The sequence below is a fragment of the candidate division KSB1 bacterium genome, from assembly GCA_034506255.1.
In the GTDB taxonomy this organism is placed as follows: Bacteria; Zhuqueibacterota; Zhuqueibacteria; order Zhuqueibacterales; family Zhuqueibacteraceae; genus Coneutiohabitans; species Coneutiohabitans thermophilus.
The window spans coordinates 486,535-512,157 of sequence record JAPDPX010000001.1 but is presented as its reverse complement, the minus strand read 5'-3'; the positions used below and the strand labels follow the sequence as shown (position 1 = coordinate 512,157).

Annotated in this window: 18 protein-coding genes; 6 read left to right on the top strand and 12 right to left on the bottom strand. The window is 59.1% G+C overall.

The genetic code is table 11. From position 1 onward, the window contains the following. Positions 1-107: 107 nt before the first annotated feature. On the bottom strand, positions 108-1,439 hold the full coding sequence (locus tag ONB52_02140) for a DUF4115 domain-containing protein (protein MDZ7414940.1): 1,332 nt from the start codon (positions 1,437-1,439) through the stop codon (positions 108-110). Beyond that, positions 1,436-1,924: a hypothetical protein gene (locus ONB52_02135; GenBank protein MDZ7414939.1), complete on the bottom strand. Its 489-nt coding sequence runs from the start codon at positions 1,922-1,924 to the stop codon at positions 1,436-1,438. Before ONB52_02135 ends, ONB52_02140 begins: the two co-directional genes overlap by 4 nt. A gap of 341 nt (positions 1,925-2,265) precedes the next feature. Between ONB52_02135 and ONB52_02130 the strand changes: the two genes are divergently transcribed. From ONB52_02130 to ONB52_02110, 5 genes are all read left to right on the top strand, one after another. Next, entirely contained in the window at positions 2,266-6,192 is a 3,927-nt protein-coding gene (locus ONB52_02130; GenBank protein ID MDZ7414938.1) for an ATP-binding protein, read from the top strand. Positions 6,193-6,272: 80 nt separating this feature from the next. Next, a complete protein-coding gene (locus ONB52_02125; protein MDZ7414937.1) occupies positions 6,273-7,085 on the top strand; it encodes a carbon-nitrogen hydrolase family protein in 813 nt (270 codons plus the stop codon). A gap of 415 nt (positions 7,086-7,500) precedes the next feature. After that, positions 7,501-8,745 (top strand): multiheme c-type cytochrome, encoded by a 1,245-nt coding sequence (locus tag ONB52_02120; protein MDZ7414936.1) that lies wholly within the window; start codon positions 7,501-7,503, stop codon positions 8,743-8,745. A gap of 284 nt (positions 8,746-9,029) precedes the next feature. Beyond that, positions 9,030-9,365, top strand: coding sequence for a response regulator (locus tag ONB52_02115; GenBank protein ID MDZ7414935.1), 336 nt, complete (start codon positions 9,030-9,032; stop codon positions 9,363-9,365). After that, positions 9,362-9,814 carry a hypothetical protein gene (locus tag ONB52_02110; protein ID MDZ7414934.1) on the top strand — a complete coding sequence of 151 codons (453 nt, stop codon included), beginning with the start codon at positions 9,362-9,364 and terminating at the stop codon, positions 9,812-9,814. The genes ONB52_02115 and ONB52_02110 overlap by 4 nt, the downstream gene beginning before the upstream one ends. 966 nt (positions 9,815-10,780) lie before the next feature. On the opposite strand, the gene ONB52_02105 is transcribed toward ONB52_02110, so the two are convergent. Next, on the bottom strand, positions 10,781-13,168 hold the full coding sequence (locus ONB52_02105) for a DUF5110 domain-containing protein (protein ID MDZ7414933.1): 2,388 nt from the start codon (positions 13,166-13,168) through the stop codon (positions 10,781-10,783). A 247-nt stretch (positions 13,169-13,415) separates the two neighbouring features. On the opposite strand from ONB52_02105, the gene ONB52_02100 reads away from it, so the two are divergent. Further along, entirely contained in the window at positions 13,416-14,369 is a 954-nt protein-coding gene (locus ONB52_02100) for a pyridoxal-phosphate dependent enzyme (GenBank protein ID MDZ7414932.1), read from the top strand. Positions 14,370-14,812: 443 nt separating this feature from the next. On the opposite strand, the gene ONB52_02095 is transcribed toward ONB52_02100, so the two are convergent. The 9 genes from ONB52_02095 to ONB52_02055 all read right to left on the bottom strand — a co-directional run bounded on the left by ONB52_02095 (position 14,813) and on the right by ONB52_02055 (position 25,601). Further along, the gene (locus ONB52_02095; protein MDZ7414931.1) at positions 14,813-15,619 is read right to left on the bottom strand and encodes a DUF4394 domain-containing protein; all 807 of its coding nucleotides are present in this window, start codon (positions 15,617-15,619) and stop codon (positions 14,813-14,815) included. A gap of 780 nt (positions 15,620-16,399) precedes the next feature. Then, positions 16,400-17,914 carry an aminotransferase class V-fold PLP-dependent enzyme gene (locus tag ONB52_02090; protein ID MDZ7414930.1) on the bottom strand — a complete coding sequence of 505 codons (1,515 nt, stop codon included), beginning with the start codon at positions 17,912-17,914 and terminating at the stop codon, positions 16,400-16,402. A 101-nt stretch (positions 17,915-18,015) separates the two neighbouring features. Continuing rightward, entirely contained in the window at positions 18,016-18,504 is a 489-nt protein-coding gene (locus tag ONB52_02085) for a hypothetical protein (protein ID MDZ7414929.1), read from the bottom strand. A gap of 58 nt (positions 18,505-18,562) precedes the next feature. Beyond that, on the bottom strand, positions 18,563-20,653 hold the full coding sequence (locus ONB52_02080) for a heterodisulfide reductase-related iron-sulfur binding cluster (GenBank protein MDZ7414928.1): 2,091 nt from the start codon (positions 20,651-20,653) through the stop codon (positions 18,563-18,565). A gap of 89 nt (positions 20,654-20,742) precedes the next feature. Continuing rightward, positions 20,743-21,009, bottom strand: a complete 267-nt coding sequence (locus tag ONB52_02075; protein MDZ7414927.1) for a hypothetical protein — start codon at positions 21,007-21,009, stop codon at positions 20,743-20,745. A gap of 15 nt (positions 21,010-21,024) precedes the next feature. After that, positions 21,025-22,191, bottom strand: coding sequence for a radical SAM protein (locus tag ONB52_02070; protein ID MDZ7414926.1), 1,167 nt, complete (start codon positions 22,189-22,191; stop codon positions 21,025-21,027). A 103-nt stretch (positions 22,192-22,294) separates the two neighbouring features. After that, positions 22,295-23,365 (bottom strand): lipoate--protein ligase family protein, encoded by a 1,071-nt coding sequence (locus tag ONB52_02065; protein MDZ7414925.1) that lies wholly within the window; start codon positions 23,363-23,365, stop codon positions 22,295-22,297. A gap of 2 nt (positions 23,366-23,367) precedes the next feature. Continuing rightward, positions 23,368-24,468, bottom strand: a complete 1,101-nt coding sequence (locus ONB52_02060) for a radical SAM protein (protein ID MDZ7414924.1) — start codon at positions 24,466-24,468, stop codon at positions 23,368-23,370. Between the two features lie 197 nt (positions 24,469-24,665). After that, positions 24,666-25,601 carry a radical SAM protein gene (locus tag ONB52_02055; GenBank protein ID MDZ7414923.1) on the bottom strand — a complete coding sequence of 312 codons (936 nt, stop codon included), beginning with the start codon at positions 25,599-25,601 and terminating at the stop codon, positions 24,666-24,668. Positions 25,602-25,623 lie beyond the last annotated feature (22 nt).

The following is a 25,623-nucleotide window of genomic DNA, read 5'->3' as shown; positions in this document are numbered from 1 at the left end:
AATTTGTTGGAAGATGCTTGAAATAATCACGTGCTTTTGTTGCTGCCTCTCAAAGCCCTGGAACGTTTGGGAATCGAGGCTGAAGCTCTACCACAAAAGTGTTCTCCTCATTCCCTGGCGATGATGCCCTGGTGTGTGATCTGCAAAGTCACCGCCTGCTGCACGCCGCCCAAATTGCCGAGCGGGTTGCCATTCAGGAAAAGCTCGGTCTGGCCGGCATTGCCCACCTGCACACGAAAATGTTGCTCGCCATGCCAGACATAGGTTTCTCCGCGCCGGAAAATGAAGTCTGTCGAGTCGCGTCCATCGGTAATCACCTTCATCCACACCCGGCCATGCACGCGCGCTTCCAGGCGCAAGGGCGGCGGCAACGGCACCGACTCCCGCGCCGCCGTCGGCGTTACGATTGGCCCGGTCGGTGGCGCGGCAGGGTTGATGGGCTGCCCATCCCGCCACAGCGCGCTAAACAACATCAGTGCGGCAACCGCGGCCAGAGCGACTTTTGCAGTTGCCGTGCGGTACCACGGCCGGAGACCGACTGCTGACCGTGCCGGCTCCGGTTGCGCCGGCTGCGAAAAGGCGGTGATGAACTTGTGCATGGGCTGTCGCGCGGCCTGCAGCACGGAGGCATCACCGGCAAATTCGCGCAACTCGCGGTGCCAGGTGTTGTGAATGCGGCGCAGCAGACCACGCAGCTTGTCCGGAAATTGCACCGGCGGCGTTCCGGTGGTCACGGCGGCCAGAAAGGCCGGGGGGTTGACGGCCACAAAGATCGTCTTCTCCCCATAGCGGACTTCGTGCAGGTCACCCTCCTGGCCGGCGCCGAAGGCTTCGCGGGAGAAATCTTGAATCGCCGTAAGCATACCGCTCACCATCTGCAGCTTGCCGTTGCTGTCACCCCCGCTTGCCGCGGGCACATGCACCAGCAACAAGCCCGAGCGTTGATCGATGAGAAAGAGTTGTTCGATGGTAAAGGGGAAAACTTGTGGAATGACGGCGAGCGGAGCGGGCAGGCCCAGCACGCGCGCTTTCAGCCGCGCCCAGGTGGCCTGCAGATTGAAGGCTTTGTCCAGCCGCTGGTTGATTTGCGTCACCAGTTTGCGCATCGCCTCGGCCACGGCGCGGCGCACCGTCTGGCCGATCACTGGATAAAGCGCCTCGACCATCTCCTCTTTGGATTCTGCCACCTGTTGTTTGATCGCCGGGCCCATCAGGGGTGCCACGATTTCCGCCATCTCCGGCCCGGCGCGGGCAATCTTGCGCTCGAGCAAATCACCAATGACGGGGGTGAGCGAGGCAATCAAGGACTCGCGGTCCGCGAGCTGGTGGCGCAATTCGCCCACCTCGTTTTCCAGACGACGCACGCGCGCACGGTCGCTGCTCAACAACAGCTCGCGCAGGCGTTCGATCTCCGCGTTTTTTTCTGCATCCGCATTCATGGTGATTTTCGCGAACGGCGTCCGGCAGAGGAATTCTTTTGACGGGAGTTCCCCGCAGGGCGGCGGGAACGCGCAGCAGCGGTGGGTGAACTTTTTATGTCATTGGCGGGTGTCCCGCCGGGGCGCAGGTGCGGGGTCAATTGCGTCAACAATTCGGCGAGCTTGAGGCGGCTGCGCTCCCAGCGGACACGGCTTTGCATGCGCTGCCACTCCGCTTCAAACGCGGCGAGCGTCCGCTTGAGGTGATGACGCTGCCGCAGCAGGCGGCGTGACATGCGATCGAGACGCGCCTGCAACTGCGTCAGTTTCATCTCCTGCTCCGCCCGCCACTGCGCTTGTTGCGCGCCGAGACGCTCGACCTGGCGGGTCAATTCTTGCAGCCGGCGGTCGAGATCGCGCCACACCGGCCCCAGCACAATCTCGCGGATGGCGTCAAGCGGTTCCGCCTGACTGCCATCCCTGCCCAAAAATTTCTGATCTGCCATCCCTCTCTCACTTTTTTGGCCCGCACATGACGCTTTAAAGTAGCCTGCAATCCCGCCAAATGCAAGCAGTTTGTCGGGCAAGCCAGACAGGCAGCATGCCGCCCGCACACTTGCAAGAATGGCGTTGCATTTCAATCCCATTTTGATAATTTTGCCGCCGGATGAGGGATGGCAATGGTCATCTGCTGTGCGCGAGAATCTCAACACTGGCACAGGTCCGTATGAGATCTTTCCACACCCCCCAAACATGTCACCCTCTCCGGCGGGCACGACTCGCCGGCTTCAGCTTAACGGCTGCTCTTATCCTCTCTTCCCCCCTGCCGGCACAGCATCTGAATGCCGTGAGTTACAGCATCGAGCAGGGGTTGCCCACCAATCTTACCAAGGCCATCTTTCAGGATGAGCTGGGTTTCATCTGGATCGCCACCGATGCCGGCCTGGTGCGCTTCGATGGACGCAACTTCAAAACCTACACCGAAAACCTCCCCGACATTTTCATCAAGGGCTTCTTCGTCGCACGCGACCACCGCGTTTTCGTCATCACCGATTTGGGCATCTGCCAGCTCGACTCGCGCGGCGACACCACCCTGTTCAAGCCGTTCCTGGCCGGCAGCCGGGTGCGCACGGATTCCACCCTGCTTTATCCCAAAACCATGTTCCAGGACAAAAATGGTGCTTTGTGGATCAGTGAACCGGACGCAGTGGTGCGCTATCAAAATGGCAGGATGCAGCGCTTTGCCTTTGATGAAATCTACCGTGCCGACAGTTACTCGCGCTCGTTTCTTTGCGTCGAAGACGACCTGGGACGTCTGCTGGTCGCCTCACAGCGCGGATATTTATTCCATTTCGATCCCGCCACCGAGACCTTTCACAAAATCGCCGAGCGCCGGCCCGAGCCCACCTTTTCCATCGACGCCATGATCAAGCGGCCCGGCAATCGCCTGTGGATCGGCAGCAACAATGGCCTGTTCGAGCTCACCCTCACACCGGATCTGAAAGGACTCTCCTGGCAGCCGCTGGCGTTTATCAGCGCAGGTGTGTCATCTTTGCTGGAGCATACGGACGGCAATCTTTACCTCGGCACCTGGCGCGAAGGGCTCTATCGCTGGCGCCTGGCGGACGGCGAAAGCCGGCCACAACCGATGACCGGACTGCCGCTGGTCGTCATCAACCACCTCTTTGCCGGACAAGAAGGCCGGCTGTGGGTCAGCGCGGACGACGGCATGGCCGTGCTGCATGAGACCTTCTTCGCGCCCTTCAAGCTCAATGCGGAGAGTCCCTACATTCACGCGGTGACAATCGACTGCGATGGCAACGTGCTGACCACCAATGGCGATGCCATTTTCCGCATTCACCCCACTGCCCGCGGCTTCACCACTGAAACGGTTTTTCAAAAACAGGAGAGCTGGATTCTTGCCCTGGCCTGTGAGGGCCGGACCATTTGGGCGGGCTACCGGGACGGCTTCCTCACACGGCACGAGCATGGCCGGTTTGAAAAGATCACGCTGCCGCAAACTGGCAATCGCATCATCTCCTTTCTGAGGGCAGACGCGCAGCAAAATCTCTGGATTTGCCAGGATGGCACGCCGGGCGTGCTGCGGCTGGATCCGGAGCGCCGGGTGAAGCATTATGCCGCCGGCGAGGGGCTCAGCATCCCGCTGCAGGTGGTCGAGGTCAGCCCGCACGGGGAGGTGTACGGCGCCGGCGCCGGTGCGCAGAGCTACCTTTTCCAATACGACCCGGCCGCCGACCGTTTCGTCAATTGCAGTGTGGCAGCAATCGGTCTGGAACCCGGGTTTGCCGTGCATGATCTCGCCATTGCACGCGACCGCACCATTTTTCTGGGAAGCAACCAGGGCCTGTGGCTTTATCGCAATGGCAGGATGCAGCCCGCGCCGGGCTGGCAGGGCTGGCGCGACAGCATGATCAAATCGCTGGCGGTGGACGATTCCGGCAGAGTGTGGGCCGGCACCAATCACGGACTGATGCTCTACGTGGGCGGGCAGGTGACGCATTTCGACCGCAGCGACGGCTTCCCCAGCCTGACCATGAGCTTTCGCGCCGCGGTGATCGATCATGCACAGCGGCTGTGGATCGGCTCTTCCCTGGGGCTGAGCTACTGGCAGGATGTGGGGCACCGCCAAATGCCGACACCCGCACCGATCTTTCTGGCGGTGCGCCTCAACGGAAGCAATGTGCTGGGCAAAGCGCCTGAGGAGGCGACTTTCCCGTATCATTCCTACCTTGAGGCGGAATTCGCCTCCCTGCTTTATCCCGCGGAAAAAATCCATTATCAAACCCGCCTGCGTGACCGGCAGGACTCGTGGTCACCGCCCTCGCCGGAGGGCAGGATCATTCTGCCCAAACTGGGCCAGGGTGAACACACACTCGAGGTGCGGGCGCTGCAAAGCGGCTATTTGTGGAGCGCACCGCGGACTTTTCAGTTTGCGATTCAGCCGCCGCGCTATCTCTCCTGGTGGGCTTTCCTGCTCTACGTGCTCAGTATATTGGTGCTGGTGGTATTTCTCACCAATCTGCGCGTGGCGGTGCGGCAACGCACCCTGGCAGAACACGCCCTGCGGGAAAGCGAAGAACGCCTGCGCACGGTGGTTTCGAACACTCCGATTGCCCTGCTCGCCGTGAATCAAGACGGTGTCGTGACACTCTCCGAGGGGCGGGCCTTGACGGCGCTGGGTTATCGCCCGGGTGAAATGGTGGGCCGTCGCATATTCGATCTCTTCCCTGACATGCCCGCGCTGGCGGAGCACTTCGAACAGGCGCTCGCCGGCAGGGCTTGCTCCGTGGTGACGGAGACCAATGGCGTCTTCTTTGAATTTCGCTGTGCGCCGCTGCGCCAGAACAATCGCGAAACCGGCGGAGTGATCGCGGTGGTGGTGGACATCACCGAGTTGAAGCGTGTGGAGGCGGATCTGCAAAAGGCCAAGGAGGCCTCCGAGACGGTCTCCCGTGAACTCAAACGCACCAATCAACAGCTCCAGCAATCCATCGAGCACGCCCGGCAGATGGCGCTGGCCGCCGAGGCCGCCAATGTGGCGAAAAGTGAATTCCTCGCCAACATCAGCCATGAGATTCGCACGCCGATGAGCAGCATTTTGGGCATGACGGAACTGGTGTTGGACACCGATCTCTCCGCGCAACAGCGCAGATATCTCCAGGTGGTGGAAAAATCCGCGGAAGAACTGCTGGCGGTGATCAATGAGGTGCTCGACTTTTCCACCATTCAAGCGGGCCGGCTGGTGCTGCAGCCCGCCCCCTTCCGGCTGCGGCCCTGCCTGGCGGCCGCCCTGCAGCCTTATGAACAGCGTGCACTCGAGCGGGGCTTGCAATTCACCTTTCGCATCGCGCCCGGTACCCCGGATGATTTGATCGGCGATGAAGCCCGCTTGCAACAAGTCTTGACGATTTTGGCCGACAACGCCATCAAATTCACCGAACGCGGCGAAGTGGTGGTGGAGGTGCGCCGGGATGGCACCACGCATGCGGCTGAAGCAGACGACACCCCCGCCGGCATTCGCCTGCATTTCACCGTGACCGATACCGGCATCGGCATCCCCTCGGAAAAGCAGGCCATGATCTTCGCACCCTTTGCCCAAGTTGACGGCTCTCCGGCTCGCAAATATGGCGGCATCGGTCTGGGTTTGAGCATTGCCGCGCAACTGGTGGAATTGATGGGCGGCCGGATTTGGGTGGAAAGCACGCCCGGCAGAGGCAGTACCTTTCACTTCACCGCCAGCTTCGCGGTCTCGGAGCAGGAAACGCCACGGCCGCTCGTCTTTCCCACGGAGCCTGTTGCCAGCACGGCCGAAGAGGAATTGTCGCTGGAGGAGCCGGGCTGGACCCTCACCCCCACTGCACACTCCCGCCGTATTCTGCTGGCTGATGCTGACCCCCTTGCGCAAGAGTCCACCGCCCGCCTGCTGCGCAAACTTGGCCACCGTGTGGTGGTCGCCACCTCCGGTACCGATGCGCTCTCCGTGCTCACCAGCGAACATTTCGATCTTGCCCTGCTCGATATCAATCTCCCGGAAATGAGTGCCCGGGAACTGGTTGAAAATCTCTACCGCCAGCAGAGCGAAAGCGGTGCAACCACACCGGTCATTGCACTCAGTGCCCATGCCACCCCGGCTGAGCGCGAACGTTGTTTGCAGGCGGGCATGGCGGGCTATCTGGGCAAACCGATTCAGGAAGCCGAGCTGCGCGACGCGCTGGCAGCGCTGTTTTCAGCCCCGATGGAACCCGCCGGGTGAAACCGTCAAACCCTTGCACGTCATCCGCCTGGTCCTGACGGGCGTGTGACGCTGTTGTGCTGCATGCTTCAGATGAACAAATGAAACTCAAATTGGCCTGCGTCCAATTTCACTCCCGCCCGGGAGAAGTGGCGTACAACCTGGACCAAATGACGCGCTGGTGTGAACATGCCCGTGCCGCAGGCGCGGAAGTCGCACTCTTTCCCGAGGCCTGTCTCACCGGATATTGCCGTCCGCGGGAAATGACCGGGCTGGCCATGCCTTTTGCCGGCGCCCTCGCCGATCGCCTGGCTGAGCTTGCGCGCGTCAACAAACTGCTGCTGGCTTTTGGCATGCCGGAACGTGACGGTGCGGCAATTTACAATTCCCTGATCGCCATTGCACCCGACGGCAGGGAGCTGGCGCGCTATCGCAAAACGCATTTGTGGGCCGCGGAGACCCGCTGGGCAAAAGCGGGAGATTGCTTTGTCAGTTTTCAAACTGAGCAGGCGCATTTTGGCCTGATGCTGTGCTATGACACACGCTTCCCGGAGGTGAGCCGCGCCCTGGCCCTGCGCGGCGTGACCATCCTGCTGGTGGCGAGTGCGTGGCGTTCCAGTCACGTGGAAGAATGGCGCTTTTGTGCGCGCGCTCGTGCGCTGGACAATGGCGTCTTTCTCGCCGGCAGCGATGCCATCCTCGATGCCGATCATTTCAAATGTGCTGGCGGCAGCCTGATCGCCGGACCGGCCGGTGAAATACTGGCACAGGCCCGCTACCATGAAGAGAGCATGATTGTCGCCGAAATCGACACCGCCGCGCTTGCGGCGCGCCGGCGGGACCTGCCCCTGCTCGAGCAGCGCCGGCCCGAGCTTTATGCCGCCGCCGGTGTCTGCTCCACCCTGCCCCCCTGAAGCGCCCGGCAGGCGGGCCGCGCCGCGCAGCGATTGCTCAAAGCAGGAATTGCCGATCAAGTTTTGCGCCGGCCAAGATTGTCCTGCCATCCGACAAGCAGCGGTGTTCCCTTCCGCCGGGCCGACAAAGTTTGTAAAAGCCAGCCCCCTGCAAGGTTCACTGGCGGGCATCTGCCGGGAGGATTTGGCGGGATAAATTAAGATAAAAATATCTGATAAAATTCTTGACAATGAGCGCGCGCGAATTATTTTGTCGCTTGTGCTGCACGGTCATGGGTGTGCGGGCACTTGCCGGCCGGGAGAAACGCCCGGTGCGCGGCCCGAGGGCCGGCAATTGCCATGCTCGAGGTGATCATGTACGTTTACTTGTTCCTTGTCCCGTGGTTATTGTTGGATCCTTTCGAGGAGGTGTGTAATGTTGCGAAATGTATGGCGAAGTCTGGTGATGCTGGCCGGCCTCCTGCTGGCCGCGCCGTTGCCGGCGCAGCAATGCGTGGAATGCCACAAAAAAGTCACCCCCAACATCGTGAGCGACTGGCAGCTCAGCAAGCACAGTCAAAACGAAATTGATTGTGCCGTGTGTCATGGCGCGGAACATCAAAGCGCGCAGGACGTGGCCAAAGCCAAAATTCCGACGCCGGAAACCTGCGGCACCTGTCACGCCGAGCGCCTGGAGCAATTCAAGGGCGGCAAGCATGCCGCCGCGTGGGCGGCGATGAAGGCGATGCCCACCGCCCATTGGCAGCCGATGGCATTGATGGAAGGAATGAAAGGCTGTGGTGGCTGTCACAAAATCGGCTTGAAGAGTGATGCCGAAATCGCCGAGCTGCGCAAGAACGGCGCCGGCTTCGGGGTGGCCTCCTGCGATGCCTGCCACACCCGCCACACCTTCTCGGTGCAGGAAGCCAGGCAACCGCAGGCCTGCCAGACCTGCCACATGGGTTTCGATCATCCGCAATGGGAGATGTATTCGGCATCCAAGCACGGCGTGCGCCATCTGTTGAAGCAGAACGGCACCCTGCCGGAGAGCGTGGCGGCCCCCACCTGCCAGACCTGCCATATGCAGGAAGGCAATCATGAAGTGCGGACGGCATGGGGCTTTCTCGCCGTGCGGCTGCCGATGCCGGAGGACAAAGAGTGGGCAGCCGATCGCGCCACCATCCTGCAGGCGCTGGGCGTGCTCGATCCCGCCGGCAAACCCACGGCCCGCCTGGATGTGGTCAAGGCGGCCGATGTCGCGCGCCTGACGCAGGAAAGCTGGCAAAAAGAGCGCGACAAAATGCTCAAGACCTGCAATCAGTGCCATTCGCTCAACTTTGCGCGCGCTGAACTGGAAAAAGGCGACCAGATGATCAAGGCGGCCGACAAGCTGACGGCCGAGGCCATTCGCCTCGTCGCAGGACTTTATCAAGACGGTATCCTCGCCAAACCTGCAAACTATGCCCATCCCTTCCCGGACCTGCTCACCTTCCACGATGCCCCCACGCTGATCGAACAGAAGCTCTTTGTCATGTTCCTGGAACATCGCATGCGGGCATTTCAGGGCACCTTTCATGCCAATCCCGATTATGCCCTGTGGTATGGCTGGAGCGAGATGCAACAGGATTTGACCGAAATCAAAACCCTGGCGGAGGAAATGCGCGCGAAAAAGAAGTCATAACCCCCCATGCAACCGGGCTGTGTCGAAAGCCGGAGGTCTCCTCCGGCTTTTTTATTTTTCCGGGAAAAACGGGAACCAACTTTTCACTCCGTTCCAACCGCAGCGCAATCCCTGCGAGCAAACGCCTGTCTCGGCCGGCGGGAGCCCTGCGCAGGCGTCGAGCTTTTCCTTCCACGGACTGGCTCCTGAAATTTTCGCCGGATTTTCGCTTTCATGCCCGGAGCATGACTGATGGGAGGGTGCTCAAAAATCGCAGTAGACCCGGCATGCCCTTGGAAGTGTGCATGCCGTTTCATATCCAGGAAGAAAAGATGAGAGAATTGGGCCGGATTCTGATTGCCGATGACGAGGTTGGATTTGCAGAGGTGACGGCCGACTTGCTGCGCGAAGAAGGCTATGTCTGCGATTGCGCCGCCGATGCCTTTGCCGCGCGCCGCCTGCTCACCGGCCACTGTTATGACTTGCTGGTGGCGGATATCAAAATGCCCGGGAATGAGGAGCTGGAATTTATCGGGATACTGCCCGCCCTTGCCCCCATTTGCCGGTCATTCTTGTCTCCGGCTATCCCACACTGGAGACCGCCATCAAATCGACCCGCCTGTCGGTGGTGGGGTACATGATCAAACCCAGGCCCAGTGAAGACTTTTTACGCCTGGTTCGTGATGCCGTGATGCGCTCACAAACCATGCGCTTGTTCGAACGCACGCGCGAAAAAATGCAGGAAATGCAGCAGGAAAGCAACACCCTGCGCGGACTGCAAATTCTGCCGCGCGCTTCGAAAGTGGACGTTTTCCTGCATTATGCCATCAATAACATCCTGGCGAGCCTGGCGGATTTGAAAAGCCTGGCGCATTCCCTGAGTCGCAGTCAACCGCCTTCGCACGTTTGCAACCTGATCAACTGCCCGCGCCATGCCGAGCGGTGCCAGGCTCTGGCGGATGCGGTGACCGTGCTGCAGCGCACCAAAGGATCGTTCAACTCGAAGGAGCTGGCAGCTTTGCGTCGGCGCTCCGAAGAGTTGCTGGTGCAGCATCATCTGCACAACGGCAGCAGGGCTGGCGGTGTTTGACACGGCTGTGCCAGAAAATTTTACCGGCCGAATTTCCCGCAGAGCGGGCAGGCTGGCTTACATTTATGCAAGTTTTCACACAATCGATCCCTCGCAAGCGCTCAGTATCAGCCGTTTCGACGACAGGTGCAGGCAGGCCCTGCCACGTCCGGTTCAAACGAGACTGTCGCCAGCCTTGCCAGACAAGCCCGGGGCTTGTAGGACGAAGACGCCCGCAAATCCACGACATGCGAAAGCGGAATTGCTGGCGCTTTTGTATTTCTGACAACAATGTGCCAAGCTTTGGAAAGCACTTCCAGTCATATGCCCCTTGCGCTGGGGTGAGCACTGCCGCGTGAACGCGCGGGCGGCAGTATGGCGCCGTGCGACGGCTGCAAATCAAATCGTGGACTGGCAGTGTGATTGCCAGGGAGCCTGCAGCACCATGCCCTTCCTCCGGTTCGAGTACAACTCTCGCGCTGAGCATGTCATGACAATTGCAGCGCAGCGCAATGGTCATGCCAACACCGCCGCCCCTTCCCGTCCTGCCAATGTATCGGCCGCAAGTGCAGAGATTTTTAGCGGCGATTGTCAGGCAACTGCGGAACGGGATGAAAATCACAAATGTGAACAGTAACGAAATATTACACCGGCATGAGGCAGCGCAATGAATTGAAGCAACCGGTCAAATTCGCCGCAGTCTGATTACAAGCCGGAGATGCTGTGCGTCTATCTCCGCACGCGCCACGCAGGATGCTCATGCCCGTATCCCCCAGGGTTCTCACTGATATCCGGCCAGCTTGATTCCTGCAAAAAGCGGCACCTCATGGAAATTTTCAGCGGGCGGGCATTATAGAAATCCGCCAGCTTTTGCTGCGACGCAATTTTTCGTGGGAGTTGACTTTTCGTGGCAGGATCGGCATGCGTGTCGCTCACTGCCGGAGCCTCGCGGGATGATCAGGAATGCCTTGCAAAGCCTGCAGCGCGCTAGCGCACGACACGCAATGATTGCAGCTCACCATTGTCAGACAAACGCACGTAGAGCAACTGTTTGTGGCCGTCATAGGCCCAGCCCGTCGTTGTGCCAGCGCGAACTCGATCCAATTTTTCCTGTTGCACTCGCCGGCCGTCATGCACGACCGCCGCCGGCGTGGCGGGCAGGGCGTGAATTGCCACCAGGAAATCCCGCACCGGCGGTTGATACCCGCCCTGGCGTGCCGCGAGACGCAGCAGCAGATGATCACCGTGATCCGCAAATGTCATGGCCGTCACCGCATACCTGCCCTGCTCATACTCATAAGTCATGCCGTCATCATCATAGAGCGTAAAGCTGCCCGCGCCGTCGGGATAGCAATGAAGCGTGAGCGGATTCGGGGGTGTCTGCGGATCATCCACGAATCGCCCCACCGGCGCCATTGGCACAATTGCACCGGCTTTGACGAAGATTGGAAGATCCCGCAGGGTCACCGGCACATTCACCCAGCGGCCGCCGGTGTGCCTCTGCTCCGTCCAAAAATCAAACCAGGTGCCCGCCGGCAAATAAACCGAAACCGTGTCCGCGTGCGGCTGCACCACCGGCGTAACGAGCAGGGACTCGCCGAACAGCCACTGCGAATAAAGCTCGGCAACCCGGGGATCATCGGGATAGTCCCACACCAACGGCCGCACTAGCGACAGCCCGGTCAGATGATTCTCCCAGGCATGGGAATAGATGTAAGGCAGCAGGGCATAGCGCAGGCGAATGTACTTCGTCACGATGGCCTCGGCTTCGGGACCAAATTGCCAGGGCTCACGTTCCTGGTTGAGCGTGCCGTGCACCCGAAAGATCGGCACGAACGCGCCGAATTGCATCCAGCGAATATAGTTCTCGGGCGCGGGCCGGTCTTTAAAACCACCGATATCCATTCCCCACCATGCCGACCCCAACATCACACTGCTCAGCATAAAGAGGCGCTGCTGTGCCATGGATTCGAAGCCGGTGGGTATGTCGCCCGACCAGTGGCCGTAGGCATAGCGCTGCGCACCGAGGAAAAAATTGCGGTTGATCGACCACACGCGCAGATTGTTGCGCCGGCGCTGGCCTTCATAGTTGGCGCGCTGCATCTGCAGGAACATCAGGTTGCCGCCGTAGCTGTCCGCTTCGTCGTTCCAATACCCGATAATGCCGGTGGCGAAGCTGTGGTGGCGATCCCAGAATGAATCGAAATACCATTGCCGCACTTCCGGCATATGAAAATTCAACCGGCCCACCTGCTGCTTGCTGAAATAATCCTTCTCGCTGTCGAGGAAGAATCCCCGGCTTTTGGCAAAGCGGCCCTGTTCGGTATCGAGATGCACGCGCGGTTTGCGAATGCCGAACAGCTTCACGCCCAGCGAATCGGTCACCTGCTTCAGGCGGCCGCTCGGCCCGTCGGGAAATTTTGGTCCCCAGCGGAACTCACCATAGTTGTCCTCGCCGTAGGCCATCCAGTCAAAGTCGAGAATGTAGGCATCCAGCGGTATGCCCTTGGCGCGGTAGGTTTTGATGTCACCCAGCAGCTCGGCCTGATCCATGCCCCACTCGGTGTTCAGGAAACCGTGCGCAAATCTGGGAAAAAGCGGCGCAGCACCCGAGACCGCGGTCATGGCTGCGAATATCTCGCGCGGGTTGCCCACGAGAAGATAAAGCTCGACACCGGTCCGGGCGGGAGTTTTTGTGCCGTCTTTGGCACCCAGCCGGTGGAATTGCCGCGCGCGTGCCACTGTGAAATCCAACTGACCATCGGCGATTTTGATCTCACCGCTGTCGCTGTTCATCAACAAACCATAGCCGGCAGTGGTCCAGACGAATGGCGCGCCGGCGTGGCCCTGCATGCCGGCACTGATCGTGCCGCCTTGGTTCTTGCTCAAACTGCCGGTGAAATTGTTGTAAATGCCATAAAAGTTCCCGCCGCTCACGCGCAAACGAATGCCGTTATCATGCAGACCCACAGCCGGCATTTCCTGGAGCAGTTGCCGGCCGCTGGCATCGTAGAGCGTGAAGCGCATGGGCCGGCGCGTGATGGTCAGCCGCAAGGCCGCGGTGGTGATCACCAGAGCATCGCCACTGGTGTCGATCTGCGCGCGCACGGCAGGCCAGTCTCGCCGCGGTGCAATCAGCGTGTCCGGCTCACCGGCGCCCGGTGGACGAAAGCTGATCCGGAGAATGTTGGGCCGGCACACGTGAAAGACGACGGTTGCCGCACCGGCCTGCAGCGTGAGCACATCTTCCTGCACATGGATTTCCGTGACATCGCCCACTCCGGCCTGCAGACACGCCGGGAAGAGGAAGGACAACAGAAACTGCGGAAATGAAACGCTTTTTTTCCAGTCGGTCGGGAAGAAGGGCTTGGCCATGGACAGGTTTCCTGGTCGGGTGGTTTCACTTGCGCTGCCGGCACGTTTCCGCAAGACAGGTGCAACGATAGAAATTTCTTTTGGGAATGTCAAGCCGGCCGGGGCCTGGCGGGAGGAATTTGCCCTTGATTTCGCAACGGCGCTTCTGTATTGTAGGGTCATCGCCGGACGGTTCATCCCGGCAAGGCGTTAGTCGGGCCCGCACCACCGCCGGCGGGTGTAATGACAACACGGAGATCGAGTGCCCATGCCCTTCCCCACTTTGGCCGACATTCGCGCCGCTGCCGGGCGCATCAAGCCGTACGCGCATCGCACGCCGGTCATGACCTGCGAAAGCATCAATCACATGGTCGGGGCCCGATTATTTTTCAAATGCGAAAATTTGCAAAAAGTCGGGGCCTTCAAATTTCGCGGTGCCTGCAATGCGGTTTTCTCGTTAAGCGATGGCGACCTGGCGCACGGCGTGGCGACGCATTCTTCCGGCAATCATGCGGCCGCCCTGGCGCTGGCAGCGCGTTTGCGCGGTGCGCCGGCCTTCATCGTCATGCCCAAAACCGCGCCGCGCATCAAAAAACTGGCAGTGGAAGGCTACGGTGGCAGGATCGTCTTTTGCGAGCCGACGCTGGCGGCGCGTGAAGCCGCGCTGGCGCAAGTGGTCGCGGAAACCGGCGCCACGATCGTGCATCCCTTCAATGACGAACGTGTCATCGCCGGACAGGGCACCGCCGCGCTCGAATTGCTGCAGGAAGTGGATGAGCTCGACTATGTGCTGGCGCCGGTGGGGGGCGGCGGATTGTTGAGTGGCACGGCGCTGGCGGTTGCCGGCATTTCACCCAAAACAAAAGTGATCGCTGCCGAACCGGCCGGCGCGGATGATGCCTGTCGTTCGCTGCAGCAGGGCAGGATCGTGCCTTCGATCAATCCCCAAACAATTGCCGACGGCCTGCTCACTTCGCTGTGCGAGCTGACCTTCGGCATCATTCGCCGTCACGTTGATCAAATCGTGACCGTCAGCGAGCAGAACATCATCACCGCCATGCGGCACATCTGGGAACGCATGAAAATCATTGTTGAACCCTCGGCGGCAGTTGTGTTGGGCGCGCTCTTGGAAAACAAATTCGATTTCACCGGCAAGCGCTTGGGCTTGATCCTCTCCGGCGGCAATTGCGATCTGGAAAAGCTGCCGTGGCTGCCACAATGAGTTTGTCACCATGGGTGTGACCTCCATTGCTGAACAACCGTCACTCCGGGCGCTACTGCAGTCGGGGATGAGGCCCCCACCGGCAGGCGCTGTCCAGAAATGTGAAATAAAAAAGGCCCGAGTCATTCGACCCGAGCCTCTTGGCTGTGAGGGGGAGCCACAGTCTTTTGAACCGACATTCCCTGTCAGTACATTCCTAAAATCACTCTGCCCGAATCACTGGCAATCAGCGTGCCGCACGCATTGCGCGGCTGCGGATCAATGCCTCATCCCCATCTCCCCGAAACAAACTGTTGACTTCATTGCTTTTGCTCCGGCGGTCAAGCACCCCGCCTGCAGGACGTGGCGGGATCAATATGTATCGCATACAGGCAGAAGTACATTTTCGAAATCACTCGTGTAACCGTGATACACAAATCGTAACCGAACCCACTGGTTTCTTCTCACGGTGCAACCGCAAGAGTATGCACCGGCAAATTGCCGCCAATGCCACCCTGCAAGCTGGCCGCGCCGGTTGCGAGATTGATGAGATACAGGCTGGATCTGCCGTTGCCCGCAACCGTCAACGCGGCGTAGGCCAGGCCATCCGGCGCCGAAATGTCAAAGCCCACGAAGTCATTGGTGTTAACCCCCAAATCGCCGATGGTCAACATCCTGCCATTATTCGGGCTGGGCAAATAGACCAGCAGATCCCAATTGGAATCGATGGCATACAAAGCCGTGCTGGTCGCACCGGCAACGCTGTTGGTGTAGGCGGTACCGACAATGTTGGGATTGGCGCCAAAATAGGGATCACTGTTGTCAAAGGCGAGCGTCGAATCCTGGGCCAGCGCACCAGTCACCGGATCCACCCGCAAATCCTGCTCGGCATTGCTGTGCACGCGCATTTTGTCGGGCACGGGATTGAAGCCGAATCCGAAAGAAGAACCAACCAGGCCGGTGCTGAGCGGCGTCGAGCGCACCGGCAGTGCAGCAGCCGAAACCGTGTCAATGGTGTAAACGCGGCTGAAGTTGCTGAGGCCGTACAATCTGCCGTCGACCGGGCGGAAATCAATGCCGACGATCACCTCCCCGGGCTGCAGTCCGGAGATGGCCTTGCTGGTCACCGTATCCGGGCTGAGGCTGCCAAAGCGAACCAGGTTGTTGCCGCTGTCGACGGCATAGAGCGGGCGGCCTTTGACTTGTGGTTGCACCACCTGGTCTTCACAAGCGACGCACAACAACGCCAGCACGGGCATGCCCCATCGCATGGTCCGCCCGATCGTGCTCCTCCCTGCCCTTGCTGCTGCGAGCATGATCTTCTCCTGTACCTGAAAAGTCCGCGGTGTTTACAATCCTGTAATTCGAATTCGACGCGCAACAGACAGTCACCCGCGTCATGCGGAGGTACGGATCTCATCTGCTTGCGCGTCACAACTGGAATTCACCGGCATTCCATCCGGCCACAGACCGCAATTCAGGTGCCAGTGCAACGCGAAAACACCCATCCCATGGTGGAATGGGTGAGGCACGGTTGGTGGAAATTTCCAGAGCGGGGGGTGAGCAGGGAACTGCCGCAGGTGGTGACAGTGCGCCTGCGCGCGCAAGCCCGGTGGTCAAACGGCATGGCTGCCATTGCGGGAGGCTTAAATCAGGCGCAGGGGCATTTTTCAAATTGCAGTCCGCGGCGCCTGCCGCTCGCGTTGTCGCAGTTCCCGAACGGTGCGCCGGAAATTTGAGTGCGCCTGCGCGCTCCAACCCACACGCGCAGATTCACCGCATCACGGCCGTTTGCACGGCCTCGCGCCGTTGCTGGACACCGGCGATGCCAGGCTGCTTCTCAGTGCGCGGTTGCGATTACTGAACAGGCGGGCGATGCTGTATCGCGGGGAAATGATGATGAGCACGGCTGCCATCCGTCACCTCTCTGTTTGCGCTGCCGGAAATTTCGATTCGGGCGCGCTGCCAGGTTTGCCATGGCTTTGCGACGCATGGGGAGGACAGACCGGGCAACCGGCAGGGCGAAAACGTGTCATTCGCTGACCAAGCCCTCATACCCTGGGTTGGACGCACTGCGCTTGCAGCCAGGCATCCACTTCGCCTCGAATGGAAAAAATTTTTGTGTGATCGAATTTGAACGTCTTGTGCTCATAATCGCCGTTGGGCAGGCGCAGGTATTGTGCGCGATAAAAATCCTTGTTGGCGGTGATGTGCTTGAGCGCCGCCACCAGCGCATCGACGTCTTTCTCGGTGCTGTAAATGCCGAAGCTGGCGCGCACCATGCCGCGGTGCAACTCCGCCAGTTGTTCGAGCGCTTCATCGGAAAGCCGCTCCGCCTCCTCCGCCAGACTCATCGTCACCATCTCGCGCACGTAGGGATGGGCACAGAAACACTCGTTGCGCACCGAGATGTTGAAATAATCGTTGAGTGCCGCCGCCACCAGGCCGTGGTCCATGTTTTTCAGGTTGAATGAGATGGCGCCGGTGCGCTGGCATTGCGTGCAATCCGTTTCCCCGTAAATGATCAGATCGTCGACCGTGCTGAGTTTTGCAATGGCATACGCGATGAGCCTGCACTCTTCTTCGGCAATGTAGTCCATGCCGATTTGGTTGAGCGCATACAATGCCGCAGCCAGCCCGATCGCACCGCAGATGTTGGGTGTGCCGGCCTCTTCGCGATCCGGAAATTTTTGCGACAGGGTGTAGCGGTTGAGGTAAACCGTCTCCACCATGCCGCCGCCCACTTCCTGCGGCTCCAATCCCGCAAACAACTCCTGGCGCGTGACAACCACACCGGGAGAGCCGGGCGCATAAATCTTGTGTCCGGAAAAAACCAGCACGTCGAGATCGCGCGCCGGGTTGTCATGGCCGCTCATTTGTATCGGCACGTGCGCCGTCATCTGCGCCGCATCCACCACGATCAGCGCCCCGTAGCGGTGCGCCATTTCCGCCACATCGTGAACCGGGTTGATGATGCCGGTGACATTGGAAACGCCGGTGATGGCGACGTAATTGACCTTGTCATGATGCTCGCGCAGCGCCTCTTCGAGCCGGCGCAGATTGACACAGCCGAGCGAATGCGCCGCCATCGCCGCGGGAATGTGCACGACTTCGCGAAAATGCTTGCGGTGCGGCAGATCGTTGGAGTGATGCTCCATGATCGTGGTGATGACCACATCGCGCGCCGGACGTTTCTCGCGAAGGGTACAGGCCACGCGATTCATGCCGCCGGTCGTGCCGCTGCCGACAAAGAAGGCGGTGTAAATTTCAGGGTTCGCACGCACGAACTCCAGCACCATGTCGTGCGCCCATTGATACTCCCGCGTGGAAAGTTTGGCGCCAAAATGCAGCAGGCTGTGGGTGTTGGAGTAATAAGGTTGAAACTTGTCGAGCACCTCCTGCACCACCTTCAGCCGCAGCGTGCTCGCCGTGCTGTCGAGATAAATCCGCCGGGTGCGCTCGCCGGTCGCCAGCGTATATTGCACCTCCAGGCCGACGACCTCGCGCCGCAGCCTCTCAAAAAGCTCATCCCGGCGTGCGCTGCCGTTTGCGTCTGTCAATTGCATGGGACCTCTTGATCTGGGAGCGGGTCAATCCCCGCGGGTGATGAAAATTCAACCGTTTCAATCTCTCAGTATTACACAAAAGAAAAATTATTTGCAACTGTTCAGACAATTTTTTGCAGGATGCGTTTGACCAACTGGTCGCGCGTTTGCTGAAAAAAATCCACGACGGCCTCCGCGGCCTGCGTCCCCTGCACCTGGCCGGTTTGCACCTCCTTCATGGCCAGTCCCGATTGAATCAAATCATTGATGCGCTCGCCGAGCGAAAGACGATTCACCTGTGTGGCTTGCATCAGATCGCCCAAAGAAACCACCGGCTGTTCCCGCAACTTCACCAGAATCGCCAGATTGGTTGGCTCCAATGCCGCCCGCAAGGCCCGCAACACAAGGTCACCGGCGATGGCCTTCACCTCGTCGGGACTGTCGGCCAGCGTTTGCAACCAGCGCGGGGGAGCCTGTGCGCCGACATGACCTTCCGGCAGCTCTCCCGACGGTGCCATCCCAACAAAACTGTCCGCTTTGTCAATGATCATCGCCAGCAGCCGAAACCGCTGCCACAACTCCTCGGCGATGGCCGCGGAAATTTCAGACAAGTCCTTCATTTCAAACCAGTGCTGTTTTGGCCCTTTGTCTTCCCCGGGTTCCGGCCTTCTATGCCATTGCCTCCGCCACCAGCTCGATCAAATCTTTCACTTCGATCTTGCCCTCATTGCCGGAAGTCTTCACTGCGTCGGTGTACATGGTGTAGTCTTTCGGGCAGGCGGTGACGAAGTATTTCACCCCACCCAGGCCGAGCGCTTCCTCGATCCGCTGCTCACTCGTGCGCTTTTTCTCGTTCGAAGTGTCCATCCAAATCCTGCCGCCGCCGGCACCGCAGCAGAACGTATTTTCACGGCAGCGCGGCATTTCGCGCAATTCCACGCCCAGTGCCGCCATCACTCTGCGCGGCGCATTGGTTTCACGATTATAGCGCGCGAGATAGCAGGGATCGTGGTAGGTGACGGTATAATTCAGCCTCCGGTTGAATTTCAACCTGCCCTCGTCGATCAGCTTCGCCAGCAAGCCGGTGTAGTGGTGAACCGTGTAATTTCCGCCGAACTCGGGATACTCATTCCGGAAAGTATTGAGCGTGTGAGGATCCGTCGTGACGATCTCCTTGAATTTGGCCTTCTTGAGCGTCGCCAGATTGTCTTCCACCAGCATTTCGTAAAGCCCCTCTTCGCCGACTCGGCGCACATCATTGCCGGAATTTTTTTCAGCGTCATAGAGAATGCCGAAATCCACGCCGGCTTTGTTGAAAACCTCGGCGACAGTGCGGGAAATATTTTGCAGACGCGGATCGAACGAGGCAAAATCTCCCACATACCACAAATACTCGACCTGCTCTTTGCGCGCGTCTTTGATTTTGAACGCCAGCTTCTGCGTCCACTTGGCGCGGTTCTTGGGCGACTGCCCGAACGAGTTGCCATACTCACCGAGGTTTTGCAGCGCCCCTTGCAAGTTGTTGTCGAGTGTGCCGGCATCCACCAAATTGCGGCGCATCTGCACGATGTGAGTCAGATGCTCAATGCCCACGGGACAGGCTGCGACGCAGGCCATGCAGGTGGTGCAGCTCCACAGGGTTTCCGGACGAATCACCTGCTGCGCCACATCAATGCTGCCGTTGCCATTGGCGGGCCATTTGGAGTCAGGCAAAAATTTTTGCCGGAACCATTCACTGGTGCGGAAAGTGGCGTCGGCGAAGGTGCGCAGATCGAGAATCAAATCGCGTGGCGAGAGTGTGGTGCCGGCGGCGTTGGCAGGACAGGCAACATGGCAGCGGCCGCATTTGGTGCAGGCGTCGAGATCGAGCAGCTCCTTCCAGGTAAAATCCGTGATTGTGTGATAGCCCGGCTTTTTCGCGCCCGCGAAGGGTTTGGGCAGACGCCGCGCCGCCATTTCGTCTTTGAAAATGAGATTCGCCGTATCGGTGAAAATATGCATCGCCTTGGAGTACGGCAAATACGCGAGAAACACCATCACCAGCAGCGCGTGGATCCACCACGCCGTGAGGTGCAACGGAATCACCTGCGCTTGTAATCCCAAGCCATTTGTTGCTTTGGCGAGCAGCCAGCCCACCGGCGACCAGCGCTCGAAAGGCGGCATCCTCTCGGCGATGCGAAAGCCCTCGATCAAATATCCCGTGACGCCGATCAGCAGGAGCAGCCAGAGGAACATGCGGTCATCGAAGACAAATCCGGAACGATCATACCTGCCGTTCTGCGAATCGGCACGGGTGTAATCGAGCTGCGGCAGCCGGAACGAAGTCCGGCGCACCATCATCATCACCAGGCCTGCCAGAAAAAGCACGCCCCAAACATCCAGGATCAGCGAGAACCAGAGATAAAACGGGCCCTGCAGCATCTTGAGGCCGAAAAACCGCAGGAAATCGTGATCGATGGCGACGATCACCGTGCCGATGAACAGAAAGGTGAAGCCCCAAAAAATGAGAAAGTGTGAAACGCCGGCATACGTGTCGCGGTGAAAGATCGTGCGATTTTGCGCAATGGTTGTGAGTGCGCGGACAAGGCGCCGGCCGGGATGGTCGAAGCGGTTGACGCTGTGGCCGCGACGATATTTTTGATAACGGCGGTAGAAGCCATACAGAAACGCCAGCGAGGCGATCCCGGCAACGGCATAAAACACCAGTTGCATCCACATCGGAAAATGCGCGAAGATTTCGCGGGTGGGAGTTTCGGGCATAATTCCTTCCCTTTTGTTTGTAATAGACCCTTTGGGGGTCGGGAGGCCGCCAGGTTCATTCTTAATCGAAAATTTCGATGCCGTGGTTGTCAAATGGTCTCATGCTTTTCCTGCAAATGATAAAGCAACAGATCGAACGCCACCATGCGGATTTCACGCTGATATTCTTCCAGCACCGCCGCGCTTTTCTTCAGCGGCTGTTTGACGCTCTGCCGGCAAAGCGGGCAGGTCATTTCATACACCATCCTGCCGGACTGCTCGTCCACATAAATCTTGATCTCTTCACCATGCTCTTTGACGAGATGCGCGTGCAAATCCATGCGGTGGCCGGAGAAATCACAATGCGGGCATTGCATGACTGGTTTTTCAGTTCAACAGACGGGTTGCGGAATCGCCGGGACGGGGGCGTGATGGGAATTTGCAGAGGGCATCACTTTGTTCTTTCCAGCCCGCAACCATCCCCCTGCCTGGCTGGTGCGCCGGTGAATCTCCGGCAGCAGCTTGATGCCCTCGTCAAAATCGACGATGCGGTTGATGAGATAGAAAAGATACATCGTCGTCAGCCAATTGGTGAATTCCTGCTGCGAGCCGAGATGTTTTTTCATGTTCAGCATCACCCAGGAGAAATGCTCCCAGGTGTCGAAACAGCTTGCGCAGTCACGATCGACACCGGTGCAGCAGCGCCGTGTCGTCACAAAATCGGCATTGTAGGCGCGAAAATGCGGGTTGTACGGCCTGCCGTTTTTGATGCGCCCCTGATTGATTTCGTTGTCGGAGCTGATGCTCGTGCAAACTTCGTAACCCCACTGTTCATCGTACAGCCAGCCGGTCGAAACGACTCTGCTGAAATAGGAGGTCATCAAGATTTTGTCGGGATGGCGCTCGATCATGCGCGCGATCTCGCGGCGTGCCGCGTCGAAGCCGCGGCGATAATCCAAATCACCGCCGGCGCCGGTGAGATCGCAGTAAAAATTGAACAGCACGCGATTGCCGTTGCCCACGCATTGCTCGACCACGCTTTCAATTTCGTGGGCATTGCCGGGCGTGACAGTGTAATAAAAAAAAGCGCGTGGATCGTCACGATAATTTTCCAATGCTTTGGCAAACACTGCGATTTTGCCGCTGCCACGCAACCGTTTGTCGGTTTGATGATCACCCCAGACCGCCACCCCGATCGGCATCTTCTCAAAACCCTCGTAGGGGATTTTGCGCAGGCCGTTGGTGGCCACATTCATCCAAAAATTGTCGTGGATTTTTTTGAGGCGGGACAGCGCGAGACTCGGCTCGCCTCCGACGACGGTGACGAAATTGGTGCCGCGCGCCTTCTCCCGCGCCAGGAAAGCGTCGAACACGGCCTCGTCCGCGGGCGAGTGATGGCGGTCCATCCCCTCGGCAAAAAAATAACAGCCGAGGCAGCGAATGTTGCACACGTGGGTGAGATCGACGGCAATGGATTTGATGGGGCCGGCGTTGCGGATCTCGGTGTACAGGCGGTTGAGAAACGGATCGCGCAGATATTCTTTGAGCAGGTGAGCCATTGTAATTCTCGGGGTTTTTGCCGCAGCATCCTCCGCCGTACTGGCTGCATTTGAAACAAAATTGTTCCTGTCTTGCTTCCACCTCCAATGCCGGCCGGCGCGGCTACGCGACCATGTTGCATCCGGCAGGCGGGATCGCCGCAGCCACCTGAAAAAAACTTTCCCAAAAATTTTGCCATCCCTGAAACGGCATGCCGGCCATGGCCGCTTCATGCTTCTGCCAGTTCTGTGGCGGCTGCGAGTCGAGACGCGCCACCGCAACACAATTGTGGTCAACCCGCACGCTCGCCCACATGACGTGTCCATTGCACACCGTCTGCGCGGCACGGATGAAAACATTCGCTGAAATTTTCAACTCCTGCTGGGGCTCGACTTCGCCATGCCCGCGATGCAAATTCAAATATGCCGGCGAAGTCAGCTGCGCTGCCAGCTCGCGGCTGCGGGCCTCCTCCACCGCTGTCAAGCGGCCGGACAGCACCGGCCGTCCCAGCGTCCTTTCAAACTCTTCCACCAGGATTTTTTCAACTGCGGCAACTGCAAAGGAACCAAGCTGCCGCAGCGTGACGAGACGATCCTTCATCGCCTCCAGCGCCAGCAGGCGAAACGATTCGCCCGGCACGCGCCAGACCCGCCCCATCGTTTCGTAATCGAAATCAAACAAAAAATTTCCCACCACCACCGCGGCTTCGCCCAGGCGCCCGCTGCCCGTCCCCGCGATGCGTTTGCCGGCAACTTCGATTTCATTGAGATCGCACAATGCCGCGTTGAGGCCCAAACGGCGCAAAGCCGCCACCGGCGCGGCGAGCATGCGTTGATAAAGCGCCTTCAGCAAAACCGGCACGCGGCGGTGGTGAAAAACGCATTGATAGAACAACTGATTCGCATCCAAATACGTCGCGCCGCCGCCGAGCCTGCGGCGGAACACCGGCAGGTTGCGGCGCACGCATTCGGCACGATCAAAGGTGGCGTCGAAAACTTGATGATAGCCCAGGCACAAATACGGTGTTTGCGGCCGGCAGATGATGATGGTATCCGGAGCCTCCGCGTGCATCAACTCCGCGACCGCGTGATACACCGCCTGCGTGCGCCAGGATTCGGTGAGGCCGAGGTTCAGCAGGCGGATGGGAGTCGAATTTTTTGCAGTAGACCCGTCAGAGTCTGCGCTTGAAGGCACTACTACGAAATTTTCGCCCACACTTCGTCGAGCTTCATCTGTTTGCGAATGACCACCAAATCATCCGTGTTGGGTACAAAAGGATAATCCCGGTATTCCTCGCCGGGACGATACGAACCATACGGCCGGTTGCAAGCCATGACACCATCGCGATCCGGACAGCCATTGGTCATGAACGGCAAACCGGTGTCGATGGCGGCGTCCACGCCAATATCCGGCGCCTCGAGCCGGGCAATGTTGCCGGGCGCGTCGAACTCAATGGCATCGGGTGGCAAATCGTAATTTTCGATGAGATACTTGACGAGTTGAATGCGGCGCCAGCGCTGAATGGGCGCGCGGGGCGCCTCCTGCATCGCCGTGCCGGGTTCGGGATTGAATGAAAAAAGATAACCGGCAATTTGCTCGGATTTGAGCTGATAAAACAAATCGACAAGCTCGCGATCAGTCTCGCCGAGGCCGACGATGATGTGGCAGTTGACCTTCATCGGACCGAAGAGGCGCCGCGCGGCGCGAATAATCTGCCAGTGATGATCCCAATCGTGCGGGCTGCGCGCGCCTTTGCCGCGCGTGTTATAAAAAACTTCTTCGGAGGCCGCATCCAACCCGACACCGATAATGTCCGCGCCGGCCTCTTTGATTTTGTAGAGCCGCTCCTCGTTCAGCGTCGTGGCGCTCACCAACGCGGAGATCGGTACTTCTTTGGCAACGCGCCGGATGCGCCGCGTCATGTCGATCAAATCATCGTACGCGCGATGATCCTGCACTTGCGCAATGCAAACGCGACCCACGCCGTCTTTCGCTTCCTTCTCCGCGATTTTCTCGGCGACCAAATCCGTCGGATAAAGCGGCCACGCCACGCGAATGAACGTATTGTCTTCCGGCACACCGGGCCGTTCGCGCGCGAGGCCGCAATAGGTGCAATTGGCATAACAGCCTTCGGGATAATTCTGCAGCAGGTTGATGCAGCCGCAACGGCAATCGCGCAGCAAACGGCCGGGCTTCAAGCGCAGCTCGATCGCCGCCGCCATGCTGATGCGCACATAATCCGGGCTGATTTGAAATTGTTCCGCTTGCAGGTAAGAGGGGATCGTTACTTTGGCCATGGATTCCTCAATTTTTCGCAGTAGTCCCTTCGGGGGCTGTTATCCAACACGTGAAAGTTTACTCATCTGAACGGCGTGCGAGGCTGCAGCATCGCAAAACTGAAGTTTTGCACTCCGAGTTCAGGCGGCCAAATTCATACAAAATTCTAGGACTATGTCCACTACTGTTCCAGCGCCTGAAGGCGCGCTTACAAAATTCACCACGTCACCCCACAACAGGCGTTGATGAAATTCGGTGTCAATCTTTTCTGCCGGGCATAATCGACGATGCCCTCCGCCGGATAAGCGATGCCATTCAAGCCGGCGTCGATGGCGAGGCGATCAATATCGAATTTGATTTGTCCCAGCGGCCGCGCGCACCCCAACATCACCGGCGTGGCGGGCAGCGTTTTGCGCGCAGTCGCAAAAAAATTTCCGATCTCATCCAGAGACGGCGGCCTGGTCACCGCCATCGGCGTGCCGTTGAGCGGCATCAAAATCACAAGCACCAAAATTTTCGGCGGGTGGCGCGCGATCATCTCCAGCGCGCGCCATTCACCCAACATCCGGCCAAAATGCAAGCCGAGAATGATGTGAGGCACGGTTGGAACATTGTGGCGCGCGAGATGTTCAAGCGCGGTTTCATAAGCTTCCGGCGTCGAATCGAGATGATAAACTTCGCGAATTGTGTCTTGATGGCCGATGACGTCGATCATCGCGCCGTCAATGCCGACTTTGGCCAGGGCCTCGCATGTTTCTTCATCGGGCAAACCCACGTGAACGCGCAGGGCGAGTCCCAACTCGCGACGAACGCGAATCATGTCGGGAATGTGAGGCAGCAGCGGCACACGGCCCTGCCGGTCACTGCCGCCGGAGATCAAGACCCCGCGTGCCCCGCGCCGGGCGAGAGCGGCGCACAAATCAAACAACGAGCCCTCGAATTGCGGCAGCGCCATCATGCCCTTGAGCACGCTCATTTTGCAATGCTCGCAGCCCAACGCGCAGGCCGTGCCAGTGATGCTGATCGAGACGAACTCCTGCGCGTTGTGGCCGTCGTATTCGGAGGTCTTGTAGCCTTTGAGTCCGGGCGTGTGAAAGGTGATGTGATCGGGAAAATGTGTGCGGCGAATCACCCAGCAGGCGGGGTCAGGCATGACGGGCGGCAAAGCAGGTTTG